Here is a 23536-nt window from a genome sequence, read left to right as displayed (position 1 = left end):
CTTAGTGTCTCTCTGCTAGCAGGGTCTGCGGCATTTAACGCCAACAGAGCCCAATTTCAAGCCCCAGGGTTATTTCTGCAAGGCGCGCATCTCGGCCAGCGCCTGGTGCAGGATCAAGGCCCCATAGGCGCCATTCTTATGCACGCTGTCGTCGCCCTGATCGCCCAGATCAGTTGCAAAGGCGGCACAGGTCAAGCCGCCACGAGTCACCGTCTCCTCTGGCTGGCGGATCAGCTGGATATTGTCGCGCTGCATAGCTTCGGCGATTTGCGCCCAAAGCGCCTCCCGCTCTGCTGCGGTTGCCGCAGTATTGACGCTGCGGGCGACCTCCGCTTCGCTGACGATCTCATCATTCAAAAAACCCGCCGGGGAAAAGAAAACCGGGCGCTGTTTGGCAAATTCGCGAGCCGCGCGATACCAACGGCAGCTTTCCAGCCAACGCGGCAACATCAGATCGCGCACGGCCTGGCTCAAATACCCGGGCGCCCCCGGCACGCTGGCCAGCATCGGCACCAGATATTCAGAGGCGCGCAGCCTGCAGCCAATAAACAAAAACCCATCAAACTCTTCCGGCCCCAACCCGGAGCTACGCTCCGGGTTGATCTTGGCCAGCTGCTCGCGCGCTCCGTCACTGGTGACGACAAAGCGCCCCTCTTCGAGATGCAAATCGCGAAACCGAGGCCCCGGCGCGCCCCAGAACTCGAGATCGACGCCCGCCAGGTCCAGAAGCCCCTGATCCAGGGCATGTTTGACGCAGGCAATGTGGCTGTCGCCAAAGACACAGAACCGCAGCCGCGCGGCCGACGAGGCGCGGCTGGCGGTCTTGCTCTTTTTTGAGACGGTGGGTTTAGCCAAAGGCATCGAGGAACTCCTCATCGCATTTCACCGCACGGGCGCTGGCACTGGGGGCCTTGCCCCCGGCCTGTTTCTGCCCCTCGCGCTTGGCCTGTCGGGCCAACCAGGGAAAGGCCTCAAATTGGCAGGCAAAAAAGCTCTCCATCACATGGTTGACGCCCTGCGGCACAACGCTGCGCTGGTTGGGCGCATAGAACATGCCGCGATAGGCCGGGTGGGTAATGATTTCATAGGAGGGGAAATAGTCCACATCCTTGAACTCTGCCGCCAGCTCGCCTGCCACGGCCCGCAGAACCGATTTGGAATGAGAGGTCGCCGTCAGCACATGCCCGCCCGTTGCCGTCGCCGTCAGCGGCACAGGCGAGACCGTCAGCAGTATTTTCAGTTTGGGATTGGCATCTTGCAGGATTTTCAAAGCCGCCCGCATGTCGCGGCGAATGCCCACAAACCGCTGATTGACGAACTCATGCTGTTCCGGATCAAAGCTGCCTGCCAGCGTCCCGGGGCACATGGCGAATTCCAGACCGCTATCGCGGTGGCGCCAGCATTCCGTCAATCCCATGGTAAAAACAAAGACATCCGCCTCTAGAACCGCCCTGCGGATCGCAGCGAGTACCGCCCTGCGCGACGCCAACAGATCGTCCATATCAGCAAAGCCATTGGGCTCGATCCCCGGACGCAACGGGTCGTAAAAACGTCCCTCGTTCTGCCACCCTTCCACAGGCGGCTCTTCGAGTTCAAAGGCGTAGCTCAGCCATTGCAGAAGCATTCTGGCCGTATAGATATTGCCAGTCCGGAAGGAAAAGATCCCATAGTTGAAGTCCTGCGCCTGTTCTTCAGTGAGCAGTTTGGGCGCGGGTTCGGCATCCAGCCATCCGTAGCCGCGCGCGACCAGGGCACGACTGAAATGCTGCGCAAAACAAGAGCCGGCAGTGATGACCCTGTGCTTGCGTGCGACCGGGAACTTTGGCTGCCATAGCTGCGAAATCTGCAGCGGGTTCTTCGCAGCCACAGCCGTTTTCCAAAAGGCCGTTTCCGGCAACCCGATATAGGGGTTTGGGTGTTGCTCGCTCATCTGCTCATGCCTGTTTTTGTTTCTGTCAGCCTAGGCGGGCTGTGACGGGAAAACAATTGCCTTGCGCGAGGAAACCCATGTGCGCGGCCCTCAAATCACTCAATCCCGCTACAAAAAGGTCTGCTTTTTCCTATCCGTAGAATCTTTCAATTTGTCGAAACTCAATTTTAATTCACTCGGGATATCCATGGAGAACCGCGGTTTTCAGGTCTCAGAAAGATGACCCGCCGCCCGTTGCGTTACTATGAGATAGGATTCCATGAATATCGCTGCATCCATGAACAAAGCAAACCGACTGGAACGGAAAGACAAGCATGAGGACGCGGCCAGCATCTACCGCGATATCCTCGCTAAGTTTCCGAGAAACACCCGCGCTCAGGCTGCCTTAAACGCCCTGCAAACGGATATACAGCGGGACCTGAACCCAACTTTGGAACAGCAAAAAACGCTCGCAGACAGTTTCAGTGCTGGCAACTATGCCCAGGTCGCCACCACCTGCGCCGCGCTTCTCAATCATCATAGAAGATCCCATTTCCTGTGGAACACCCTTGGCAAATGCCACCTGAAGTCAAACAATCTCGACGAAGCGGCAACATGCCTGAATAAGGCCTGCGAGCTGAACCCCAAGGACCCTTCGACCTTTGCCGCCATGGGAGAGGTCCATCATGCCCAGGGGCGCCCTGACAACGCCCTTGCGCTGTATAACAAGGCCCTGTCTCTGGACGCAGATAACCTCAACGCTCTCAGCAACAAGGCAAACACCCTGGTTGGGCTGGGGCGCCTGAGCGCGGCAGAACCTCTGTTGAAACGGGCTGTCGAGCTGGAGCCAGAGAATCCAGTGTTCCTCTTCAACTACAGCAATATTCTGCTGAAGACTGGTCAGATGGTTCAAGCCAAAGCCCTGCTGGAACGGGCCACCGTGCTCGCCCCGGATCTGGCCAGTGCCCAGTATAATCTGGCGCAACTGCAATCTCTGGACGGCGAAAAAGAGGCCGCAATCCTGCGCTTTGAAGCCATGCTGGAAGAAACCCCCGGCGATGATCGCACCCGCGCCGACAAGCTGCACGCCCAAGCGCATTTGAATGACTGGAACTGGCTGGATGAATATCAGCAGGCCCGCCGTCAGCTTGGCCTCACCGGCAAGCCCTGCTCGCCTTTTGCCTCTCTCACCTTTGAGGATAATCCAGACCTGTTGCGTCTGCGCATTCAAGCCTATGCAAATGCAGCCCTGCCCAAGGTAGAGCCTGCGCGCGCCCTTTCCGGTGAACAGCAGGGAGCAGACCGGCCCGAGCGGCTTCGGATTGGGTATTTCTCCTCTGATTTCCACGATCATGCAACCATGCGACTGATGGCCGGGCTGTTTGAAGCTCATGATCAAAGCCGGTTCGACATCATTGCCTATTCCTATGACAAAGCGCCCGAAGACGCGATGCGCGCCCGGGTCCGTCAGGCGGTCACCAGCTTCAAGGACATCAGCCAGCTTTCCGACGCCGAGGCAACGGCCCTGGCCAAACAGGACAGCCTGGATATCGCAGTCGACCTAAAAGGCTTTACCGGAGAAAACCGAACACCGCTGTTTGCCAACCGTCTGGCCTCGCTGCATATGTCCTATCTCGGCTTTCCCGCCACCCTGGGCAGTACCGCCATAGATTACTTAATTGGCGACCATGTCACCTGCCCCTCTGGCAGCGAGCGCTATTTTGAAGAACATCTGCTGCGCCTGCCGCATAGTTATCAGGTCAATGATGACAAGCGGGCCCTGTCAGGTCGCCAATACACCCGCAAGGACTGCGGCCTGCCCGACAATGGATTTGTGTTCTGCTGCTTCAACAGCAGCTACAAAATCACGCCTGTGGAATTCGACATCTGGATGCGCTTGCTGGATCAGGTTGAAGACAGCGTGCTCTGGCTGCTGGATTGCAGCGAAACCTCCAAAGCAAATCTGCGCAAAGAGGCGGCCAAACGCGGGCAGAACCCTGACCGTTTGATTTTTGCGCCCCGCGTCGCCCAAGAAGATCACCTCGCGCGCCACCAGGTCGCCGATCTGTTTCTCGATACCTTTGTGGTCAACGCCCATACAACTGCCAGCGACGCGCTGTGGGCAGGCGTGCCTGTGCTGACCCTACCGGGGCGCCAATTTGCCTCTCGGGTTGGCGCCAGCCTGGTCAGCGCGATGGGACTGCCGGAACTGATCGCCAAATCCGCCGCCAACTATGAGGCACGCGCACTGGAACTGGCCTCGGATCCGGACGCGCTGGCCTCTCTACGCGGCAAGCTGCAGCGCAATCGAACTTCGACCCCTCTGTTTGATACCAAGGGGTTCACCCGATCTCTGGAACAGGGCTTTGACATGGCCTATGCGCGCTACCTGCAGGGGCTGCCCCCCGCCCATCTGGAGGTCTCGGAGTCGACCAGCGCAGATCTGTATATTCCGCATGCGGTTCCGCCCGTGGCATCGCATGCCCAGCCCCATTTGGCCCCCTGATCAAAAGCAGGCGCAGGGCATCGCCCTGCGCATGAGCCCTTTTTTCGATCCATATTTTTAAGCCTTTCTGCTTATGCCTATTCCGGCCAAAGCGTTGTCTGCGGATGGAATTGTGACCAGGCAAACCAAAAAGCCTGATGGCTTCCGACCCCTGCCCCCTTGGCATCCACCGCCTTGATACCACCCGCATCCAATTCCAATTGAATATCCCCAACCGAAATGCTAGCGCCCTGGCGCAGCGCGACCAGCGCGGCACTGCGCTGAAAAGCCACCGGCTGGCCGCTGCCTGTGATCACCCCAATGATATCCTCATGGATCGGCAAGCGCGGATCAACATCGCCGACGGGAAAGATCGGACCGTTTGCATCCCGACCATTGCGAAAATCAGGATCGCGCCCCAGCGCCAGCTCTTCGGCCAATACGGTTGTTTCAGGATGCGCCGCCTTCCAGCTGCCCCAATCACTGGTAATGACATTGGCCTGGGCCAACGTCAGCCCCTTCTCCGCCAGCGGCCCCGTCAGAGCCTCTCCGCGAAAGGTGTCAAAGACTGAATAAGTATTCAGATCGTACATCACCTTGTTGGACCGGCTCAAAAGCCCCGAGGTTCGCAGGATCGGTCGATCCACCCCAATCGGCAATTGATCGGTGAAATAAGCCTGGGCGGCTCCGCAAAGTGTGCAATAGGGGATTCCAAGATCACGGCCGCCAAGCGTATCATTCACCATTTCCCGCACTTCCATAATCTGCCGGGGATAGGCGCGATACTCTCCATTCACCTCGATGCCAAACACGATGTCATCATCATCGAGCCAGCTGGCCTCCTGTGCAGTTGTCACCGGCGGATTATCCGCCGCTGGGATGCAATTGCAGGGCTCATCGGTGGTGTCATAGGCACGATCATCGATCAGCACCCCCCCCCAGGACACCAGCCGCCAGTCCACATCGCCTTTGACAAAAATCCTATCCCAACCGTCAAAGACAGTGACAAACATTGCCCGTTTGGCCTGCAGATAATCCGGTGGGGCCGGGATGTCCCAGGCGATCAGATGATCGGTTATCTTGCCCCAACTGTTGCCAGAGCCAAAATTCTTCCCCAGCAACTCCGAGGCGGCACCGGACAGCTCTGCACTCAGACGGGGATCCGGCACAAACCGCATCAGGTCACTGATCAGCCAGACCAAGCGCGGATCCTTAGACGCCGCGATCTGCGCCAGCGCTTCGGTCTGATCCTCTCTCCATGTCCTGTTGGCCATACTGGTGACAAAAACCGATTGAACCGCCGCCTCCAGCGCAGGGGAAAGCGCGCCAGAGGGGGATTGCGGCGAAGATCCATATTCGCTGATGACATAGCTGGGCAGAGCCGATGTCTGCGCCTGCACGACAGATCCCGCGACCAAGGCGCAGCCGGCCAGAGCCGCAACCATGCCAGAGTATCGAAATGCAACAGGTTTCCGTGTCATAATCGCGTTCCTTGAGTGCCAGGCTGAACACCACAGTTTCAGCCCGTTCACTATGACAGCCGTCGACGGGGCGGCGCGAGTCACGTTTGCTTTAACTCCTGCTGCAGCCTGCAGCGCGGCTTTTGGCGCAGCCTCTCAATACCGTGACAGGCGCCTGCAGGAGCCCCCAGCCCCTAGACTGACAGATCGGTCAGGGGCGCATATCTCTGCCCGACTGTCCAAGAGATCAGCCGCGACTGCGGATTGAATTCGGTGTCACACCAAACCAGCGATTGAAGGCGCGGAAGAACGCGCTTGGCTCCGCATAGCCAACCTGGCGAGCGATCTCGGCAATCGGCAGATCGGTTTTTTTGAGGAGCGAGATCGCCAGGTTGCGGCGGCGCTCTTCCTTGATCTCGCCAAAACTCTGACCTTCGTCTTTCAGCCTGCGATGCAGGGTCGACGTCGACATACCCAGCTTTTGCGCCATCTCGTCAATATTGCCCCAGGCCTCGATTGTGCCTGTCGACAGCTCTTCGACGATCTGTGCCTTGATGCCATCACCGTGACGATACCCGGTCAAAAAGGAGGTGGGCGCGGATTTCAGGAACCGCTTGAGCGCGCGATCGGACCTGTTGATCGGTTTTCGCAGATATTTGCGCTCGATGGTCATCTGGGCGCAGGCGGCCTCAAACTGAACAGGGACACCAAAAAAGTCGCCATAATCGTTGGTCCAGGCAGGTTCAGCACAGGGAAACTGAATTTGGCGTATGGGAATACGTGTGCCAATCAGCCAGCAATTCAGCGCATGCAGAATGGTGAAATACAACCGGTAAGAATAGGCTGATTTTGCCGGTCCCTGTTCCGACAGCACCACAGTGGCCTGTCGGCCCTCGATGCGCAATTGGCCGGCCGGGTCTTCCAGAATAAGGGTCAAAAACCGCAGCGCCCGCGCCATGGCCACTTCCAGATTGGGTGCATGGCGGGTGGCATGGCCCAGCATGGTAAAACTACCGGGGCGCATTGGCCGCGCAGCTAGCCCAAAGAACTCATCCTGCATGCAAAAGGACAGCTCCAGCCAGATCTGGCCAAATTGCGCTGCTGTCAATTGTTGCAGATCATCGTTTGGTATGCCGAGCCGTCTAAGCAATGCGCTCATGTCCACCCCGGCCATGCGCCCGGACTCGATCGCCTCATTCACAAAGGCAGGCGGGATGGTGGCAACCTCAGACATGGTATTTCCTGTCAGCTATTTGAAACAAACTGGCATCGTCTGCAATTGATTTCAACACTACACTCCTGCGTGAACCTACCCGGATTCAGCTGAGGCTAGGGCCTGCACCTCGCCTCAGCGCGCGCAGGTAAGGATTTGACATGCCCTCCCAGGCAGACAGGAGACCCAAGATGCTTGACGATACCCAAACCGCCATTCGTGACATGGCCGCTCAGTTTGCCCAGGACCGTTTGTGGCCCGGCGCCGAAGAGCGCGATCGCAGCGGCGCCTTCCCTCGCGAACAGCTGAGCGAAATGGGCGATCTGGGCTTTTTGGGCATGCTTGTCCCCGAGGCCTATGGCGGCATCGAACTGGACACCGTGACCTATGCCAGCGTGGTGGAAGAAATCGCCGCTGGCGATGGCACCTGTTCCACCATCCTATCCGTGCACAGTTCCGTGGGATGTGGCCCGATCGTGAAATACGGAACCGACGCACAAAAGGAAAAATACCTGCCCAAACTGGCCAGCGGGGAATGGATCGGCGGCTTTGCCCTGACAGAGCCTCAGGCGGGATCGGATGCGTCAAAGCTGCGCACAACTGCGGTGCTCGATGGTGATCACTATGTTCTGAACGGCTCCAAACAGTTCATTTCATCCGGCAAGAACGGCAAGCTGATCATCGTTTTTGCCGTGACCGACAAAGAGGCCGGAGCTAAGGGCATCAGCGCCTTTATCGTTGAAACCGACACCCCCGGCTATGAAGTGGTCCGAGTGGAAGAAAAACTGGGGCTGCATTCCTCGGACACCTGCCAACTGTCCTTTGAGAATATGCGCGTGCCCAAAGAAAATCTGCTGGGGGCCGAAGGCGAAGGCTATAAGATCGCCCTGGCAAACCTGGAAGGAGGCCGCATCGGCATCGCCTCCCAGGCTGTCGGAATGGCACGCAAAGCGATGGAATTGGCCATCGATTATGCCCAAGAGCGCAAAGCCTTTGGCAAGGAAATCGCCCAGCATCAAGCTGTTGGTTTCCGTCTTGCGGATATGGCCACCAAGGTCGAAGCCGCGCGTCAGTTGGTCCATCACGCCGCCCGACGTCGCGATGCAGACCTGCCTGCGCTGCGCGAAGCCTCAATGGCGAAACTCTTTGCAACGGAAATGGCTGAAGAGGTCTGCTCCGCCGCGATGCAGACCTTTGGCGGGTATGGCTACCTGCGGGATTACCAGGTCGAACGGCTGTGCCGCGATGTACGCGTCAGTCAGATCTATGAGGGCACCAGCGATATTCAGCGGCTTGTCATCTCTCGCGATCTCATCGCCAACCCGGGCCCGCGCTAGCCAGCGCCTAAGAACCGAAATTTTAAGGCCAATCCAAGTTGTTATACTCAGGGGCCGCTCCTTGTAAAATTTCTGATGCATCCCTCTTGCTTCAGATGCTTCAGTGCGATGACTGCGCAGCTTTTAGGTCTTGAAAAGCTGCGCAGTCACCCGAGGGACGGGCCTTGGCGCTAGAGGGCACCGCGACGGGTTAACGCCACTGCATGTTCCGTGATAACTGCGTCTATCAGATTTCCGTGGCAACTATCAGACGGGCTCGATTTGCTTCCCCAATTGCAAAAGAAAGCTCTTCCTATAGGGGAGGCTGGCACACAGACGGTAGGAATGCTGCAAGCCAAAATTCGAACAGGGTTGAGCGCCGATGCAGTTCTCGCCATGGTGTTCACAGACAAACTTAGCCTTTGGCTGACAGGTTGGTGTGCGAACTCAAGGGGAGGGGCGACGACGGACGCTTGCGGACCACACACCAGCGACATTCAAAAAACCTCAAGAGCAACACCCCGAGGTGTCTATGTCTCACCAAAGGATGCCTAGAGTTTTCATAACCGATTATTCTCGCCAGCAACCCTGGAAAGTCAGTTCTCTCAAAACCGGATAAACTTTCTTAAGAAATTGCGATCCGCAGGAGCGAAGGTATTCTCCGCCGATGGAGAGAAACATGAATCGCTTTACCTGAGTGACGAGGTTGAAGCCGTCATTTTACAGTGCCTTTCGGCCTGAAAGTCACCCACTTTACTGCGCTGGCCTTGGGTGTGCTGGCTGAGCGCGCAGGGTTCCCGAAGGGTGCGATTAACATCGTCACAGGCGATCCCGCTGGTGTGGGCGGCGCCCTGACCCAAAGCACAGCGGTGCGCAAACTGTCCTTCACCGGCTCGACCCGAGTAGGCAAACTGATAATGGAGCAATGCGCTGGCACCATGAAACGCCTCAGCCTGGAACTGGGCGGCAATGCTCCCTTCATCATCTTTGACGATGCCGATCTGGATCTGGCCGTTGAGGGCGTCATGGCCTCGAAGTTCCGTAATGGCGGCCAGACCTGTGTCTGCGCCAACCGGATTTTCATTCAGGCCGGCGTCTATGATGCCTTTGCCGAAAAACTGGCGGCTGTGGTTGGAAAGATGAAACTGGGCGATGGGTTCGAAAACGGGGTCGAGATCGGCCCGATGATCAACCAGGCCGCCATTGCCAAAATCAAATCGCATCTCGACGATGCCACGGCCAAAGGCGGTCGTGTCATTGTTGGCGGCGAACAGCAGGATGAAAGCACCCGCTTCATCAGCCCTGCTGTGGTCACCGGCGTGACTTCCGACATGATCGTCGCCGGGGAAGAAACCTTTGGTCCGGTGGCGCCGCTATTCCGGTTTGAGACCGAAGAAGAGGTGCTGACGGCGGCCAATGCCACACCATTCGGGCTGGCTGCATATTTCTACACCAACGATCTGACTCGCACCTTCCGCGTCAGCGAAGAGCTCGAGACCGGCATGATCGGCATCAATGTCGGCGGCTTTGCCACCGAGGTCGCGCCCTTTGGCGGCATCAAGGAAAGCGGTCTGGGCCGCGAAGGTGCCCATCACGGTATCGACGAATACCTCGAGGTCAAAACCCTGCATTTCGGCGGCATCGCCTGAAGGAGTCCATCCATGACAAAAACCTATCGCATCGCAGCCATCCCCGGTGACGGGATCGGCAAAGAAGTTCTGCCAGTTGGCCAACGTGTGATTGATCGCATGGCTGTAAAACACGGGTTCTTGATTGAGTGGACCGAATTTGACTGGTCCTGCGAACGCTATCACCAGACCGGGCGGATGATGCCCGAGGACGGGATTGAGCAGATAAAAGCGTTCGACAGCATCTATCTGGGCGCGGTTGGTTTCCCCGGCGTACCGGATCATATCTCGCTCTGGGGGCTGCTGATCCCACTACGCCGCGAGCTGGATCAATATGCCAATGTGCGCCCGGTGCGGCTGCTCAAGGGTATCACCTCGCCGCTGGCAGGGCGTGGGCCGGAAGATATCGACATGATTGTCGTGCGCGAAAATGTCGAAGGGGAGTATTCCGAGATCGGCGGGCGTGTCTATCAGGGCACCGAACACGAAGCCGCCGTTCAGCAAAGCATCCTGACCCGGCGCGGCACCGACCGGATCATGGACTATGCGTTCAAATTGGCCAAGACCCGCAAGCGGGGACATGTCGCGTCTGCCACCAAATCCAACGGCATCATCCACACCATGCCGTTCTGGGACGAACGCTTTGCCGCCGCCGCTGATCAGCACCCCGGCATCGACACCGCCCAGTTCCATATCGACATCATGACGGCGCATTTTGTGCTGCACCCCGACTGGTTCGATGTGGTGGTGGCCTCGAATCTGTTTGGTGACATCCTGTCGGATCTCGGGCCTGCGGTCGCAGGGTCCATCGGCATCGCACCCTCGGCCAAAATCAACCCCGAGGGCACATACCCCTCGATGTTCGAACCTGTGCACGGATCGGCCCCGGATATTGCGGGCAAGGGCGTCGCCAACCCGGTTGCCGCCGTGTGGACCGCCGCCATGATGCTGGAGCATTTGGGTGAGGCAGAGGCTGCTGCCGAAATCGAGCGGGCCATTGAAGTCTCGCTGGAAACCCCCGACACCAAGACCCGAGATCTGGGTGGCACCGCCGATACCAAAGGGTCCGAAGACGCCATTCTGAACGCACTGACATGAACGCTGTAAAGTGAGGACATAGAAATGAACAAAGACCAGATCGTCTATGACGACTTTGCCAAGATCGAAATGCGCCTGGGCAAGATCGTCGAGGTCAAGGATTTCCCCCGCGCCCGCAATCCCTCCTACAAGGTCTGTGTAGACTTTGGGGAACTGGGCCAACGCTGGTCCAGCGCCCAGATCAAGAACTATTCCGAAGAAGAGCTGATGGGGCGCAAAGTGGTCTGCGTTGTCAACATGCCGCCCCGAAACATCGCCGGGTTCAAATCTGAAATCCTGATCATGGGTGTGCCCAATGAAGCGGGCGATACCATCCTGTTGCAACCTTCCGACGATGCCGTTCTGGGCAGCGAAGTCTTCTGATGCCGGCCTTGTTTTCAATGCGACACACGGGCTTTGGCGCACTGGCCATCCTCTCCTGGGGTACGCTGGGGGCGCTTGGCGCGCTGTCGGCCTCGATGCCCCCGCATCTTGTTCTAACTTTCTGTTTTGCCATTGCCGCTGCAATGGGTTGGACTATTTGTCGACTAACCGGCAGAACGCCCGCCCGCCTGCTGACGAAACATGTGGCTCTATTCTCAGTCCTGTTGTCTGCCTACCATCTTGTTTACTTGGAGGCTTTCCATCACGCTGATCCGATCCCTGTGTCACTGATCAATTACCTTTGGCCTGCATGCTTGATTGTTCTCGGTAACCTATTCTTCCGGCTGCACAGTGGTTGGTCGGGCTATCTGGGGGCCGCACTCGGGTTTATCGGAGTGGGGGTGCTGGTCGGGAAAGACGGCCTGGTGCTGCAAGCGTCCGAGGCTCTGGGCTATGGTCTTGCTTTTGTTGGTGCCGTTCTCTGGGCTCTGTTTTCGAACCTTCGACGGCATGAGCAGTTCGATGCCATCGCCTCGCTCACTACAATCTGTTTTGGTTCGTCATTACTCTGCGGAGTATGGTGGGTTGCGACGGATGCTCATTGGCCTGAATTGTCGTTGCGCGACATAGGGGTTATTATTGCTCTTGGAGTTGGCCCTGCGGGTGGCGCCTTCTTTTTATGGGATCTGGGAATGCGCCAAGGGCATGCCGCTTTGTTGGGTATCCTTGGGTATTCCGCCCCTGTTCTTTCCACACTCCTGATGCTTGGACTCGGTATGGGCGCTCCTGGTTGGGAAATCTTTGTGGCGATCGCATTCATTACCCTTGGCGGGGTAGTCGTTCAGCTTGGCGTAAAGAGATGAGTGTTCGTGTGCGTCGGCAGGTGGCGGCCTGTTTGGGCGCGTGTTGGTCTCAATTTTTTGGAAGACTTGGACTATGGAACAACGGCTAGATGTGACAAGGAACAAAAATCCATTGCCTGCCAAGACTCAAAATGTGCTCTTAATCGGCTTCTGCACTATGGTTATTGTGGCAGTTTTTGCCGCCGTGGCGGTTGTTTAGCCTCCACAAAAAAAACAGATCATGTCTATGTAGTCTGCCAGTGTTCGATGAAGGCGGTGTTTTTATGAAAAGGGGACTTTTGCGGCAGTTCTTTGCAATGGCCGGTCAGGGCCGTTTTCGTTACCCTACATGAGGGGCGGAGAACCGACATTCGATGCTAGTGCACACCATAGAAACTTCGCCAAACTAGCGGCCTTTCAAGGGCGTTAAATTCTCAATCCTTGATCTCCCCTCAGGCACCAGACAATGAGGCACGAACTACCAGAGATGTCTCGATCAAAATGCTGTTTTGGTTCTTAGCAGCATTAACTAGATTGATAAGCATTTTGGCTGCCTCCTTGCCCATTCGCCGGTGCGGGACATGAACAGTGGTAAGCGCTGGCGATGAGATTTTCGCGATCTCAATATCGTCAAATCCAGTCACCGAAATATCGTCAGGGACGCACAATCCTAATTCCTGTGCTTTGGCGATGGCCCCAACAGCAAGAACATCATTGCCGCACATAACTACTGATGGCCGAACCGTCTGGCACAAAAGCTGTTCCAGCGCCGCACCTCCTTCGTCTATCCCATATTCGGCTTCAACGATCGACAACTCCGTTTTAGGAATGCCTGCTTCCATCATTGAGGCATAAATGCCCCTTAAACGCTCACTGGCCCTGTCGTTATCCTGAGGGCTAGCTGTGATTGTTGAAAGGCGACGATGACCCATGCTGATCACCCTGTCCGCCAAAGCCTTCATTGCTGAGAAATTGTCGAAGCCAACTGTTGGAACCTTGGCGTTCGGATCAAACACCCAAGCGACAACAACGGGGACATTTTGACGTTTGAGAAACTCATAAATCTTTGGGTCTCGATGCAAGCCGATCAACAGAATTCCGTCGGCACCGCGTGAAACCAGGGTGCGGATTTGTTCTTCCTCCAAATCAGTGCGATATGAAGAGGACGCGACCAAAAGAGTTACCCCGCTGCATCCCAGTTCTTCTTGAAACGACTGTAGGCCGCGCGCAAAAATGGCGTTTTCCATCGTTGGAATGATCGCACCAATGGTGTTGGTACGTTTGGCCGCCAAAGCACGTGCGTTAAAATTTGGAGCGTATCCCAATTTGAGAACGGCATCCTCGACCTTTTTACGCGTTCTTTCGACAACCTGGTCTGGAGAGTTCAGACAGCGGGACACTGTGGCTGTCGAGACACCGGCCAGCCCTGCTACATCAGCCAGGGTTGGGGTTCGGCCCATATTATTGTCGTCAGTCGTCATTTTGGCTCAGTATCGCATTTCTTAGATTTTTACACCCCATCCCAAAGCCTAAGTGTCTAGGTTGGTTGCCGTCAATGTAAGCGCTTGCATTGCGCACATGTAAGCGCTTACATTACATGTGCGAATCGAGCCTTTCGCTGTTTGCCCGGAGAAACCAATGCTCTTGATCCTAGCACTTTGTCTGTTTGCCCTGTTCGGAACAAATGTGGCCTTGGGGTCGATGGGTATGGGCGGATTCCTGGGGGATGTGTCCGAAATGCTATTTTTGCTCGCTGCCTCGATCTCATTTGTCGCAGCAATCTTGCAAAGAGAAGCTGCTGAAAAAATTGCCAAAGAGCAACAGCGCTGAACTGTCCATCGGGAGGAAAACATGGACCGGAACAACAAAGAACTTGCCTCGGCGTCACGCCGGAATTTTCTAAAACTGGCCGGGACGGGCAGCTTTACAGCAGCATTGGTCGCTGGGGCAGCTGGTACGCTTTGGTCTACCGAGGCCGTTGCGCAGACGAATAAAGAAGAACGCGAGCGCGAGAAGGCAGCTGATCACATTATGACCTTGGCCACGGCCTATGTGTTAGGAGCATCACGCAGCTATCCGATCATGCAGCTGGATCTCAAAGAGAACATTCAAAACGCCACCAATGGCAAGGTTTACGTGAAACTGGCTCCGGGTGGGCAGTTGGGTGCTGGCGGGGCGTTGGTGCAAAAAGTGCAAGGTGGAACCATTCAGGCTGCTCAGCATTCGCTTTCCAATTTTGCACCCTTCGCCTCTACGGTTGATCTAATCAACATGCCTTATCTGTGCGGTTCCAATCAGCGCTTTACCAACCTAGTGAACTCTGACCATTGGAAAACCGAAGTCCACCCCAAGGTCGAAGCCGCTGGGTTTAAGGCGCTGTTCTATGTGAACATTGACCCCCGTGTAGTGGCTGTCCGCAAAGGTGGGGCTGGTGCAGTCTTGTCTCCCGGAGATCTGAGCGGCGTAAAATTCCGGGTCCCCGGATCCAAGATGCTGCAGCAATACTACCGCCTTGTGGGGGCGAACCCAACTCCGGTGGCCTGGGGCGAGACACCCTCGGCGATCAAACAGGGTGTGGCAGATGCGCTCGACCCTTCAGTTGGCGCGCTCTACGTCTTTGGCTTCAAAGACATCCTCAGCCATGTGACCTTCACCCAAGCCGTGCCTGACAGCCAAGTTTATTCTTGCAATCTGGAATGGTTCAGCAGCCTGCCTGCAGAGGTACAAGAGGGCGTGATGTGGGGCTCTGAAATGACCGCACATCAGAACCTTTCCAAAGTCCCATCAGCGCGGGCCTATGCGATGTCTGAATTGGCTAAATCTGGTGTGGAGTTCCATTCCCTTAGTGCTGATCAACTGGCGGAATGGCAGGCGGCAGGTGGTTATCAGCGACCTGAATGGGATGAGTTCAAAAAAGAACTCGCAGGATCCATGGATGCGTTTGCAAAGCTGGAAGAGGCCGCAGGTACGCAAGGAAAGTACTTCGTCCACGACGCCTAAGTCACTCCCTTGGGGGCCCGCATTGGGCTCCCACTTTTTTCCCACAACCGGCGTTGGTGAAGACCCCGACCCTTTGAGCAATAGTCGTCGAGGCCTGTTATGTCATTTCTGAGAAATATTGATGAGAACGCCGAGCGCTGGCTCCTCTTGGTCTTCTACGTGATGCTTGTCGTCACCATGGCGATCGAAGTGCTGCGGCGCGAGGTTTTCTCATATTCTTCGATATGGGGCGAAGAAATCGTCCGGTATTCCTTTATCTATCTAGCCTGGATCGGAGCGGCCGCTGCGGTAAAAGAACGGGCCCATATCCGTATTGACGTCTTGCTGCATTACCTCGGAAATCGTCCTAAGGCGATTGTCTATATCTTCGGTGATCTGGTGATGTTCGCAGTAGCTTTGGTGGCGCTGTACTGGTCCTTCGAAACCGTTTTGGTCTCGGCCAAATTTGGGTCGGTAACGGATGGCCTCCGGATCTCAAAAGTCTGGTTCCTTGCGGCAGTTCCCTTGGGTTTCTCTTTGATGATTTTCCGGCTTTCGCAATCCCTTTTGCGGGACCTCAGATCTCTTCGTAACGGCACCCCCGTCTACGAAGGCGACAAGCTGTTTGATTGAGGGACGACACAATGCTCTGGAACAATCTTCAACAAACGGTCGAACTCGGCTGGGACTTTTATCTGCCTGTTCTGCTTTTCGTCGGGCTTATCGCAATGGCCGTGCCGGTCTGGGCCTCCATCGGAGCCGCGGCAATCTTGATGTTGGTTATGTCAGGTGATTTGCCGCTCAGCCTTGTAGGTGAGAGCCTGTTCACCGGCATCGACGCCTTTGCATTGACTGCCGTTCCTCTGTTTATCCTGACCGGAGACGTTTTAGTACGCACTGGTCTAAGTCGAAAATTCCTGAATGTCGCCGAGGCGCTGACCTGTTGGGCCAAAGGTGGCTTTGGTTCGGCCACAGTTCTCGTGTGCGGTATGTTTGCGGCGATCTCTGGCTCTGACGCAGCGGGTGCAGCTGCTGTTGGGAGGATGACGATTGCCCGCCTTGTCGAAAGCGGCTACCCGCGTCCCTATGCCTGTGCCCTGGTGGCAGCAGGGGCCTGCACCGGCATCCTCATCCCGCCCTCCATCGCCTATATCATCATCGGCCTTGTGTTGGGCATTTCAGCATCAACCCTGTTTCTGGCGGCTGTGATCCCAGGTTTGGCCATCCTGATCTCAATCCTTGTGACCAATATCGTGGTGAACCGGATCTACGGATATGAAGGGGGCGGCAACATAAGAATCGGCGAATGGTTTACGAACCTCCGCCGAGCACTGGCCTCGGACTGGTATGCCTTCATTGTGCCCGGCATCATTTTCTATGGCATCTTTTCCGGCCGCCTGACCCCCACGGAAGCAGGTGCAACTGCAGTCGTCGTCACAATCATCATGGGGTTCCTACTCGGCACGTTAAAACTGGCAGACTTCCCGGCAATGCTCGTGAGTTCAGCAAAGGTGAACGGGATCATTTTGCCGATCATCGCATTTTCTGCGCCTTTAGCGGAGGCCCTTGCGATCATGGGGGTGCCACAGGGGTTTGTGACCGCAGTAACTTCGTTGACCGAGGATCCCTATCTACTGATCTTGCTGATGATCGGCATATTGATAGCCGCTGGCTGTGTGATGGAGACCACACCGAATATCGTGATCCTCGCACCGATCCTTAAGCCTTTGGCCGACAACATCGGGATGAATGAGATTCAGTTTTGTATCATGATGATCACTGCACTGGGTGTCGGTTTTATCACACCACCGCTTGGACTTAATCTCTTTGTTGTGTCCGGGATCACTGGTGAATCGATCCTCAAGATTGCCGCACGCGCAGTCCCCTTTGTCTTCTTCATGCTCTTGGTTGTTCTGTTGATCGCCTATGTGCCCGCGATTTCGACAACTCTGCTTCCCGATATCTACAAATAGGATCCAAAAATGGCTCGTGAATACCTCAAAAGAGCAACCTTGACGTCGAAATCCGATGCGTCGGATGTGCATGACACAGTGGTAAAGATCCTGTCTGACATCGAGACAGGCGGCGATGCCGCTGCATTGGACTATGCGGCCAAGTTCGACAAATACAACGGCAGTGTCTTGCTGTCAGCGGAAGAGATCGAAGCCGCCTGCGCCTTGGTTCCGGACAAACTGAAGGCTGACATCCAGTTCGCCCACGACAATGTTAAGCGGTTCGCAGAGAAACAGAAATCCACTGTCGCAGATGTGGAATACGAGATCGTGCCGGGGCTTGTCGCAGGTCAAAAGGCAATCCCTGTGGATGCTGCCGGGTGTTACGCGCCCGGAGGACGCTACAGCCATGTGGCCAGCGCAATTATGACAGTGACGACTGCTAAAGTCGCAGGCTGCAAGCATATCACGTGCTGTTCTCCACCTCGTCCCGGCACTGGGATTGCACCGGCAATTGTCTATGCCGCGCATATCTGTGGGGCAGATAAGATTATGGCCATGGGTGGCGTACAGGGCGTGGCGGCAATGACCTTTGGTTTGTTTGGTCTGCCCAAGGCCAATATTCTGGTTGGACCAGGCAACCAGTTTGTGGCGGAAGCAAAGCGCATCCTCTTTGGTCGGGTTGGTATCGACATGATCGCTGGACCCACAGATAGCCTCATCTTGGCGGATAAAACTGCTGACCCGCATATCGTTGCCACCGATCTCGTTAGTCAGGCAGAACACGGCTACAACTCACCCGTCTGGTTGGTCACGGATGATCGGGACCTAGCCCAAGACGTTATGTCCCGTGTACCAGAGCTGATTGACGATTTACCCCAGGTGAACCGTGAGAATGCCACGGCAGCCTGGCGCGACTATGCTGAGGTCATCGTCTGTGCGGATCGCGAGGAGATGGCCGCCACGTCAGACGATTACGCTCCCGAACATCTGACGGTTCAGGCTGACGGTCTGGATTGGTGGCTAAACCGTCTGACATGCTATGGCTCATTGTTTCTTGGTGAAGAAACGACGGTGTCTTATGGCGACAAGGCAGCAGGGACCAACCATGTATTACCCACCTCTGGTGCGGCCAACTACACGGGAGGCCTGTCTGTCCACAAGTATATGAAAATCGTTACTTGGCAGCGAGCCACCCGCGAAGGCTCCAAACCGGTAGCCGAAGCCACAGCGCGAATTTCCCGGCTGGAAGGCATGGAAGGACATGCCCGCGCTGCCGACGTGCGGTTGGCAAAATACTTCCCAGGTGAAACTTTTGATCTGACCGCAAATGGCTGAGCTGCAAAATCTGTTTTCTGTGCGCGGTAAAGTCGCCTGCGTGACCGGAGCCAGTTCGGGGCTAGGTCGTCAGGCAGCTACGGTTCTGGCTCAGGCAGGCGCACGTGTGATCGGCGTGGCCCGCCGATCGGTTGCGCTGGCTGATTGGCGGGCAAGCGCTGACGGTGACACCGCAGCGATCACATTCGATGTTTCCGACCGTGACAGATTGGCGGACCTGGCGGATGAGCTGATTAAACCCTTCGGTGCCCCGGATATCTTGGTTCATGCAGCCGGGGTCAACACCCGACAAGCCGCCGATGACGTCACCTACGAAGGGTGGGATGCCACTTTGAATTTGAATCTTACGTCCCCATTTTTCCTGAGCCAACATCTGGTTCCATCGATGAAGGACAAGGGCTGGGGTCGGATTGTCAACTTCGCATCGTTACAAACCACGCGGGCCTTCCCCGGTGGTATTGCCTATGGGGCCAGCAAAGCAGGGATCGGGCAATTGACCCGCGCTATGGCAGAGGCTTGGTCGCCATTTGGCATTACCGCCAACGCAATAGGTCCCGGCTTCTTTCAGACTGAACTGACAGCGGCTGTTTTCGAAGACCCCACACGTGCGGCTGGCAATGCGGCACAGACCTGTATTGGTCGTAACGGTGAGCTAGATGATTTGGACGGACCTCTTATCTTCTTATGCTCTGATGCCTCGGCCTATGTGACTGGTCAAGTTTTGATGGTGGATGGAGGTTTTACAGCAAAATGAAGGCTTTAGTTTATCAAGGCCCCGAGGCGCTGAGTTATCAAGACGTTCAGGAACCTGCGCTTGAGCTGGGAAACCAGCTGATAAGAATTGCCTGTGTGGGGATCTGCGGGTCGGACATGCATGCCTATCTTGGCCATGATAATCGTCGGCCAGCGCCTTTAATCCTTGGCCACGAAGTTTCGGGAGTCATTGAGGGCGGAGCGCGCAATGGTGAGCGGGTAACAGTAAATCCTCTGGTGACTTGCGGTTCATGCGCTGCCTGCATGGAGGGACGCGACAACCTCTGCCCAGAGCGGCAAATTATCTCCATGCCGCCGCGCGAAGGTGGATTTGCCGATCTGGTTGCAATACCAAACAGAAACCTGGTGACGGTTCCGGAAGACATTGCGCTTTCAAAAGCGGCTCTAGCCGAGCCCATCGCCTGTGGATGGCATACAGTGAAACTGTCCTTGGCTACCCTCTCTGGCTCCTGCAGCACGGCTCTGGTTTTGGGCGGCGGCGCCATTGGGCTGGGCGCAGCGTTGAGCCTGAAAGCGCAGGGGGTTGATAGCGTCACAATCGTCGAACCAAATCCGCTTCGACGCGCTTACCTGGCTGATGTCTGCGCACAGTCTGTCCTGGCTGTCGCGCCGGATAGTGATCTGTTCGATCTCGTCATAGATGGTGTCGGATATGCCGCAACACGGGCCACCGCATCTTCCTGTGTTCGTCCCGGCGGGGTGATCGGACATATCGGATTGGGAGAGGATGGCGGCGGTTTGGATATTCGCCGGATGACCCTACAGGAAATCACCTTTATCGGTACCTATACCTACACCGCCAAAGATTTTGAACAGACTGCACAGGCCATTTTTGATGGACGCCTTGGGTCTCTGGATTGGACCGAAATCAGACCGCTTGCGGATGGCGCAAACGCCTTTTCGGACATTCGCAGCGATGTTGTTGCTGCACCGAAGGTTCTTTTGCAACCTGAAACCGCGCCGGAAAGGAGCTAACCCGTGTATGACAAGATAATCCTCGCCCTGTCTCTGGAACATGGATTTGCCGAACAGGCAATTGAGACAGCACAACGCCTAGGTGGCAAAAGCGCTGAAATCATTGCCCTGCATGTCTACGAGCCGCTCAGCGGATCTGTCAGCACCTACCTCGACGACGATCTCGTTCAAAAGGCTTACAATGACGCCAAGCGCATGTTGGCGGCACGGGTCAATGGGGTCGCAAACGTAAAGCCTGTAATCCTCAAAGGGCATTCAAGTCGCACCATCACGGCTTATGCCGCTGAGATAGGCGCCGATGCAATCATTGTTGGTTCCCATAAACCTGGCTTGCGAGACTATTTTCTGGGCACCACCGCCGCCCGAATTGTTCGCCAAGCATCATGCGCGGTCATTGTACTGCGTTGATTTTTCACCCCAAAGGAGACCCCCTTTTGTCTATCAACACAAAACTTGTTGATGATCTGGTCGCAAATGACATCAGTTTCGTCACGACAGTCCCATGTAAGCAATTAGCAGGCGTCATCGACGAGATCGAAGCCCGCCCAGGTGTTCTTCACGTCCCCTCAAACAAAGAAGACGAGGGCATGGGGTTGTGTGCAGGGGCCTGGATGGGAGGAAAGCGACCTGCCATCATCATGCAAAACACCGCCATCGGCGTAACCATCAATACGCTGGCCACCCTGATCCAGTACTACCGGATGCCCCTGCCTATGCTGATCTCATATCGCGGTGAGCTGCGAGAGCCCGTCGCCTGCCAGGTTGAAATGGCCGTGCACACCAAGGCGTTGCTCGCCCAGATGAATATCCCAACTTATCATTTTCACAAGCAATCCGATGCGGATGAATTCGACAACATCCTGAAGTACACATTCATGTGCAACAAGCCGGTCGCAATTCTGACCGATGCCAATTTCTGGGGAGGCTACGGCGACCAATGATCCGTTCTGATATTCTGAAAGACATTGCCCCCATTCTGCGCGACCAACTAGTGGTCTGCAACATTGGCCTGCCAAGCCAGGAGCTGCATATGATCGACGATCAGCCAAGCACCTTTTACATGCTTGGCACCATGGGCCTTTCATCCTCAATCGGATTTGGGTTGGCATTGGCACAAGACAAAAAGGTGATTTCTATCGACGGGGATGGCTCGGTTCTGACCAATTTTGGCACTCTACCGACGATAGCCAATAACGCTCGAGACAACTATATCCTCTTGATCATCGACAATGGCAGCTATGGATCGACTGGCGATCAGCCAACCTATGCGGGGAAAAAGACCTCCCTCGCAGCTGTAGCCCGTGCCTGTGGCTGCGAAAACGTCGTTGAAGTGGCTGCCGAAGATACCGGAAAAGCTCTGCAGGAGGCCATCAAGGGCAACCAGATGACAATCATCGTAGCCAAATGCAAAAGCGGAAATATACCGGTGCCGGTGATCACCATGGATCCAGTGGTGATCCGAGACAGGTTTATGAAAACAGTGCGGGCCTAGGGCACCACATGCTGTTTGACACTGGTATTCACTCATCTGCGGATGCGCGCCGATTGGCGCGCAAACGTCTTCCTTGGATGGTATTTGACTATATAGACGGAGCGGCGGGGCAAGAGCATGGCGCAACTTTGAACAAAAGGGCGCTGCAAGATATCAGACTTACCCCACGTGTCCTATGCAATGTGGTTCAGAGAGAACTGTCAGTGACCCAGTTTGACAGGCTGATGTTGCGTCCCTTTGGCATAAGCCCAATGGGCATGTGTAACCTCGCCGCTCCTGGGGCTGATCTGATGCTGGCCAAAATCGCCCGCGAATACCGGGTGCCACATGGGGTATCGACAGTGGCGTCTACCGACCTCGAGACCCTCCACAAAGCGTCCGGCGGCACCGCTTGGTTCCAGTTGTATTTCAGTGGCGACGGCAGCGGCACAATGAAGCTTGTAGAACGCGCCCAAAAGGCTGGATATGGGACACTGATCTTAACGCTAGATGTTCCCGAAGTCGGGCGACGTCCGCGTGAATTGCGCCATGGCTTCAAGATGCCCTTTCGCATCGGGCCTCGGCAGTTTGTGGATTTCGCAATGCATCCAGGCTGGTCTCTTTCATCGCTTGCAAAGGGCAGCCCAAAATTGGCCAACTTTGATGGCAAGAACTACATCTTTGACCGTACAGAAAGCCGCGCAGCAACAGATTGGGCATATCTTGATACCCTCCGTCAGGCTTGGCCCGGCCAACTGGTTGTCAAAGGCGTCCTAAACCCTGAGGACGCCTTGCGACTACGCGATGCTGGTGTCGACGCAATCCAGGTTTCCAGCCATGGATGCCGCCAACTGGAAAGCGCACCACCTGCGATCTTTGCCCTGCGAAAAATTCGCGAAACACTAGGTCCAGAATTCCCACTTTTCTTCGATTCTGGCATTCGCACAGGCGAAGACATCGTCAAAGCCTATGTGATGGGGGCAGATTTTGTTTTCCTCGGCCGGATCTTGTTATTTGCAATCGCAGCAGGCGGTATTGAAGGACTTCGTGCGCTCTGGGAAATTCTAAGCCAAGAAGTCAGTCTTACAATGGCTCAACTGGGTGTCAAAACCATCGCAGAACTGAAGAATTCCTATCATTTATGGTCTCCAGAAAACGCCGGGTAACAGCTAATCACACCAGCTCCATTTGTTCATTTTGACAGCTTCTTTTGTGATCATACCAATAGAAGAACTCTTTATCAAACTCACTGCAGGAAAGCTGCTGATCTGCGTAAATGTCCGGAATGACGGGCCACACTGCAGCAATACAGATCACCAGTCAACTTCGACAGTGCGCAGTTTGACCCCCTGCGCGCGGATGCGGCATCAACGGTACTACGCAAATGTCTTTCCAAAGCCGGGATCGATCCTGAAGCCACGGAGCAGCTGATTTCAGAGCTAGCACGGACCCGGCTTGAGATTGCCATCCACGAGTTCGAAAAGCTGATGACGCAGAACCACAACGAAAACAAGTGGCAGAAGTTCTTCGAGGATGATCCGTTCTTGCTGTCTTTCGCGTTTGGCTATCCCGTGGTTTGTGTCAATCAATGGACAGTCCTATGTCGGTGGGCGGCGCATAGACGGCAAGGGTGAGATGATTGGACATTTTTTGTGTAAGAACAGCGTCGACAACAACGCTGCGCTAATCGAGATCAAAAGCTTCAGTCACCCGTGGTGACCTGCCCCCCGAAA

The 23536-nt window shown here is 55.7% G+C and carries 22 protein-coding genes; 17 read left to right on the top strand and 5 right to left on the bottom strand.

Going from position 1 to position 23536, the window contains the following annotated elements:
• Window positions 1-69: 69 nt before the first annotated feature.
• Window positions 70-861: a hypothetical protein gene (locus tag AN476_RS19535; RefSeq protein ID WP_054463458.1), complete on the bottom strand. Its 792-nt coding sequence runs from the start codon at window positions 859-861 to the stop codon at window positions 70-72.
• Window positions 848-1930, bottom strand: a complete 1083-nt coding sequence (locus AN476_RS19530; RefSeq protein WP_054463457.1) for a GSCFA domain-containing protein — start codon at window positions 1928-1930, stop codon at window positions 848-850. The genes AN476_RS19535 and AN476_RS19530 overlap by 14 nt, the downstream gene beginning before the upstream one ends.
• Window positions 1931-2189: 259 nt before the next feature.
• Between AN476_RS19530 and AN476_RS19525 the strand changes: the two genes are divergently transcribed.
• Window positions 2190-4415, top strand: coding sequence for a tetratricopeptide repeat protein (locus tag AN476_RS19525; protein ID WP_054463456.1), 2226 nt, complete (start codon window positions 2190-2192; stop codon window positions 4413-4415).
• Between the two features lie 77 nt (window positions 4416-4492).
• On the opposite strand, the gene AN476_RS19520 is transcribed toward AN476_RS19525, so the two are convergent.
• Together AN476_RS19520 and AN476_RS19515 are read right to left on the bottom strand one after the other, a co-directional pair.
• Window positions 4493-5875 (bottom strand): DUF3179 domain-containing (seleno)protein, encoded by a 1383-nt coding sequence (locus AN476_RS19520; RefSeq protein ID WP_054463455.1) that lies wholly within the window; start codon window positions 5873-5875, stop codon window positions 4493-4495.
• 226 nt (window positions 5876-6101) lie between these two features.
• Window positions 6102-7088, bottom strand: coding sequence for an AraC family transcriptional regulator (locus AN476_RS19515; protein ID WP_054463454.1), 987 nt, complete (start codon window positions 7086-7088; stop codon window positions 6102-6104).
• Between the two features lie 170 nt (window positions 7089-7258).
• Here AN476_RS19515 and AN476_RS19510 point away from each other — a divergent pair, with 170 nt between their 5' ends.
• From AN476_RS19510 to AN476_RS19490, 5 genes are all read left to right on the top strand, one after another.
• Entirely contained in the window at window positions 7259-8404 is a 1146-nt protein-coding gene (locus AN476_RS19510; RefSeq protein WP_054463453.1) for an acyl-CoA dehydrogenase family protein, read from the top strand.
• Between the two features lie 704 nt (window positions 8405-9108).
• Complete coding sequence (locus AN476_RS19505; RefSeq protein ID WP_253279941.1) at window positions 9109-10032, top strand: aldehyde dehydrogenase family protein; 924 nt, start codon at window positions 9109-9111, stop codon at window positions 10030-10032.
• A 12-nt stretch (window positions 10033-10044) separates the two neighbouring features.
• Window positions 10045-11109: a tartrate dehydrogenase gene (locus AN476_RS19500; RefSeq protein WP_054463452.1), complete on the top strand. Its 1065-nt coding sequence runs from the start codon at window positions 10045-10047 to the stop codon at window positions 11107-11109.
• A gap of 24 nt (window positions 11110-11133) precedes the next feature.
• Window positions 11134-11472, top strand: coding sequence for a tRNA-binding protein (locus AN476_RS19495; RefSeq protein WP_054463451.1), 339 nt, complete (start codon window positions 11134-11136; stop codon window positions 11470-11472).
• Window positions 11472-12335 (top strand): DMT family transporter, encoded by an 864-nt coding sequence (locus tag AN476_RS19490; RefSeq protein ID WP_054463450.1) that lies wholly within the window; start codon window positions 11472-11474, stop codon window positions 12333-12335. Before AN476_RS19495 ends, AN476_RS19490 begins: the two co-directional genes overlap by 1 nt.
• Before the next feature lie 431 nt (window positions 12336-12766).
• Here the strand turns inward: AN476_RS19490 and AN476_RS19485 are convergent, their stop codons facing one another.
• Entirely contained in the window at window positions 12767-13774 is a 1008-nt protein-coding gene (locus AN476_RS19485; protein WP_054463470.1) for a LacI family DNA-binding transcriptional regulator, read from the bottom strand.
• 178 nt (window positions 13775-13952) lie between these two features.
• Here AN476_RS19485 and AN476_RS19480 point away from each other — a divergent pair, with 178 nt between their 5' ends.
• From AN476_RS19480 to AN476_RS19430, 11 genes are all read left to right on the top strand, one after another.
• Window positions 13953-14144 carry a hypothetical protein gene (locus AN476_RS19480; protein WP_054463449.1) on the top strand — a complete coding sequence of 64 codons (192 nt, stop codon included), beginning with the start codon at window positions 13953-13955 and terminating at the stop codon, window positions 14142-14144.
• Between the two features lie 21 nt (window positions 14145-14165).
• On the top strand, window positions 14166-15314 hold the full coding sequence (locus AN476_RS19475) for a TRAP transporter substrate-binding protein (protein WP_054463448.1): 1149 nt from the start codon (window positions 14166-14168) through the stop codon (window positions 15312-15314).
• 99 nt (window positions 15315-15413) lie between these two features.
• Window positions 15414-15926: a TRAP transporter small permease gene (locus tag AN476_RS19470; RefSeq protein WP_009810906.1), complete on the top strand. Its 513-nt coding sequence runs from the start codon at window positions 15414-15416 to the stop codon at window positions 15924-15926.
• Between the two features lie 11 nt (window positions 15927-15937).
• A complete protein-coding gene (locus tag AN476_RS19465) occupies window positions 15938-17266 on the top strand; it encodes a TRAP transporter large permease (RefSeq protein ID WP_054463447.1) in 1329 nt (442 codons plus the stop codon).
• A 9-nt stretch (window positions 17267-17275) separates the two neighbouring features.
• Window positions 17276-18583 carry a histidinol dehydrogenase gene (gene hisD / locus AN476_RS19460; protein WP_054463446.1) on the top strand — a complete coding sequence of 436 codons (1308 nt, stop codon included), beginning with the start codon at window positions 17276-17278 and terminating at the stop codon, window positions 18581-18583.
• A complete protein-coding gene (locus tag AN476_RS19455; RefSeq protein ID WP_054463445.1) occupies window positions 18576-19337 on the top strand; it encodes an SDR family NAD(P)-dependent oxidoreductase in 762 nt (253 codons plus the stop codon). The genes hisD and AN476_RS19455 overlap by 8 nt, the downstream gene beginning before the upstream one ends.
• Window positions 19334-20332, top strand: a complete 999-nt coding sequence (locus tag AN476_RS19450) for a zinc-binding dehydrogenase (RefSeq protein ID WP_054463444.1) — start codon at window positions 19334-19336, stop codon at window positions 20330-20332. The genes AN476_RS19455 and AN476_RS19450 overlap by 4 nt, the downstream gene beginning before the upstream one ends.
• Window positions 20333-20335: 3 nt before the next feature.
• Complete coding sequence (locus tag AN476_RS19445; protein ID WP_009810901.1) at window positions 20336-20740, top strand: universal stress protein; 405 nt, start codon at window positions 20336-20338, stop codon at window positions 20738-20740.
• 26 nt (window positions 20741-20766) lie between these two features.
• The gene (locus AN476_RS19440; RefSeq protein ID WP_009810900.1) at window positions 20767-21273 is read left to right on the top strand and encodes a Sulfopyruvate decarboxylase subunit alpha; all 507 of its coding nucleotides are present in this window, start codon (window positions 20767-20769) and stop codon (window positions 21271-21273) included.
• On the top strand, window positions 21270-21824 hold the full coding sequence (gene comE / locus AN476_RS19435; RefSeq protein ID WP_009810899.1) for a sulfopyruvate decarboxylase subunit beta: 555 nt from the start codon (window positions 21270-21272) through the stop codon (window positions 21822-21824). Before AN476_RS19440 ends, comE begins: the two co-directional genes overlap by 4 nt.
• 8 nt (window positions 21825-21832) lie before the next feature.
• On the top strand, window positions 21833-22969 hold the full coding sequence (locus AN476_RS19430) for an alpha-hydroxy acid oxidase (protein WP_054463443.1): 1137 nt from the start codon (window positions 21833-21835) through the stop codon (window positions 22967-22969).
• The last annotated feature ends 567 nt before the right edge of the window (window positions 22970-23536 follow it).

This window comes from Phaeobacter sp. 11ANDIMAR09, assembly GCF_001294455.1.
GTDB lineage: Bacteria > Pseudomonadota > Alphaproteobacteria > Rhodobacterales > Rhodobacteraceae > Pseudophaeobacter.
This window is presented reverse-complemented; position numbering and strand designations above follow the sequence as displayed.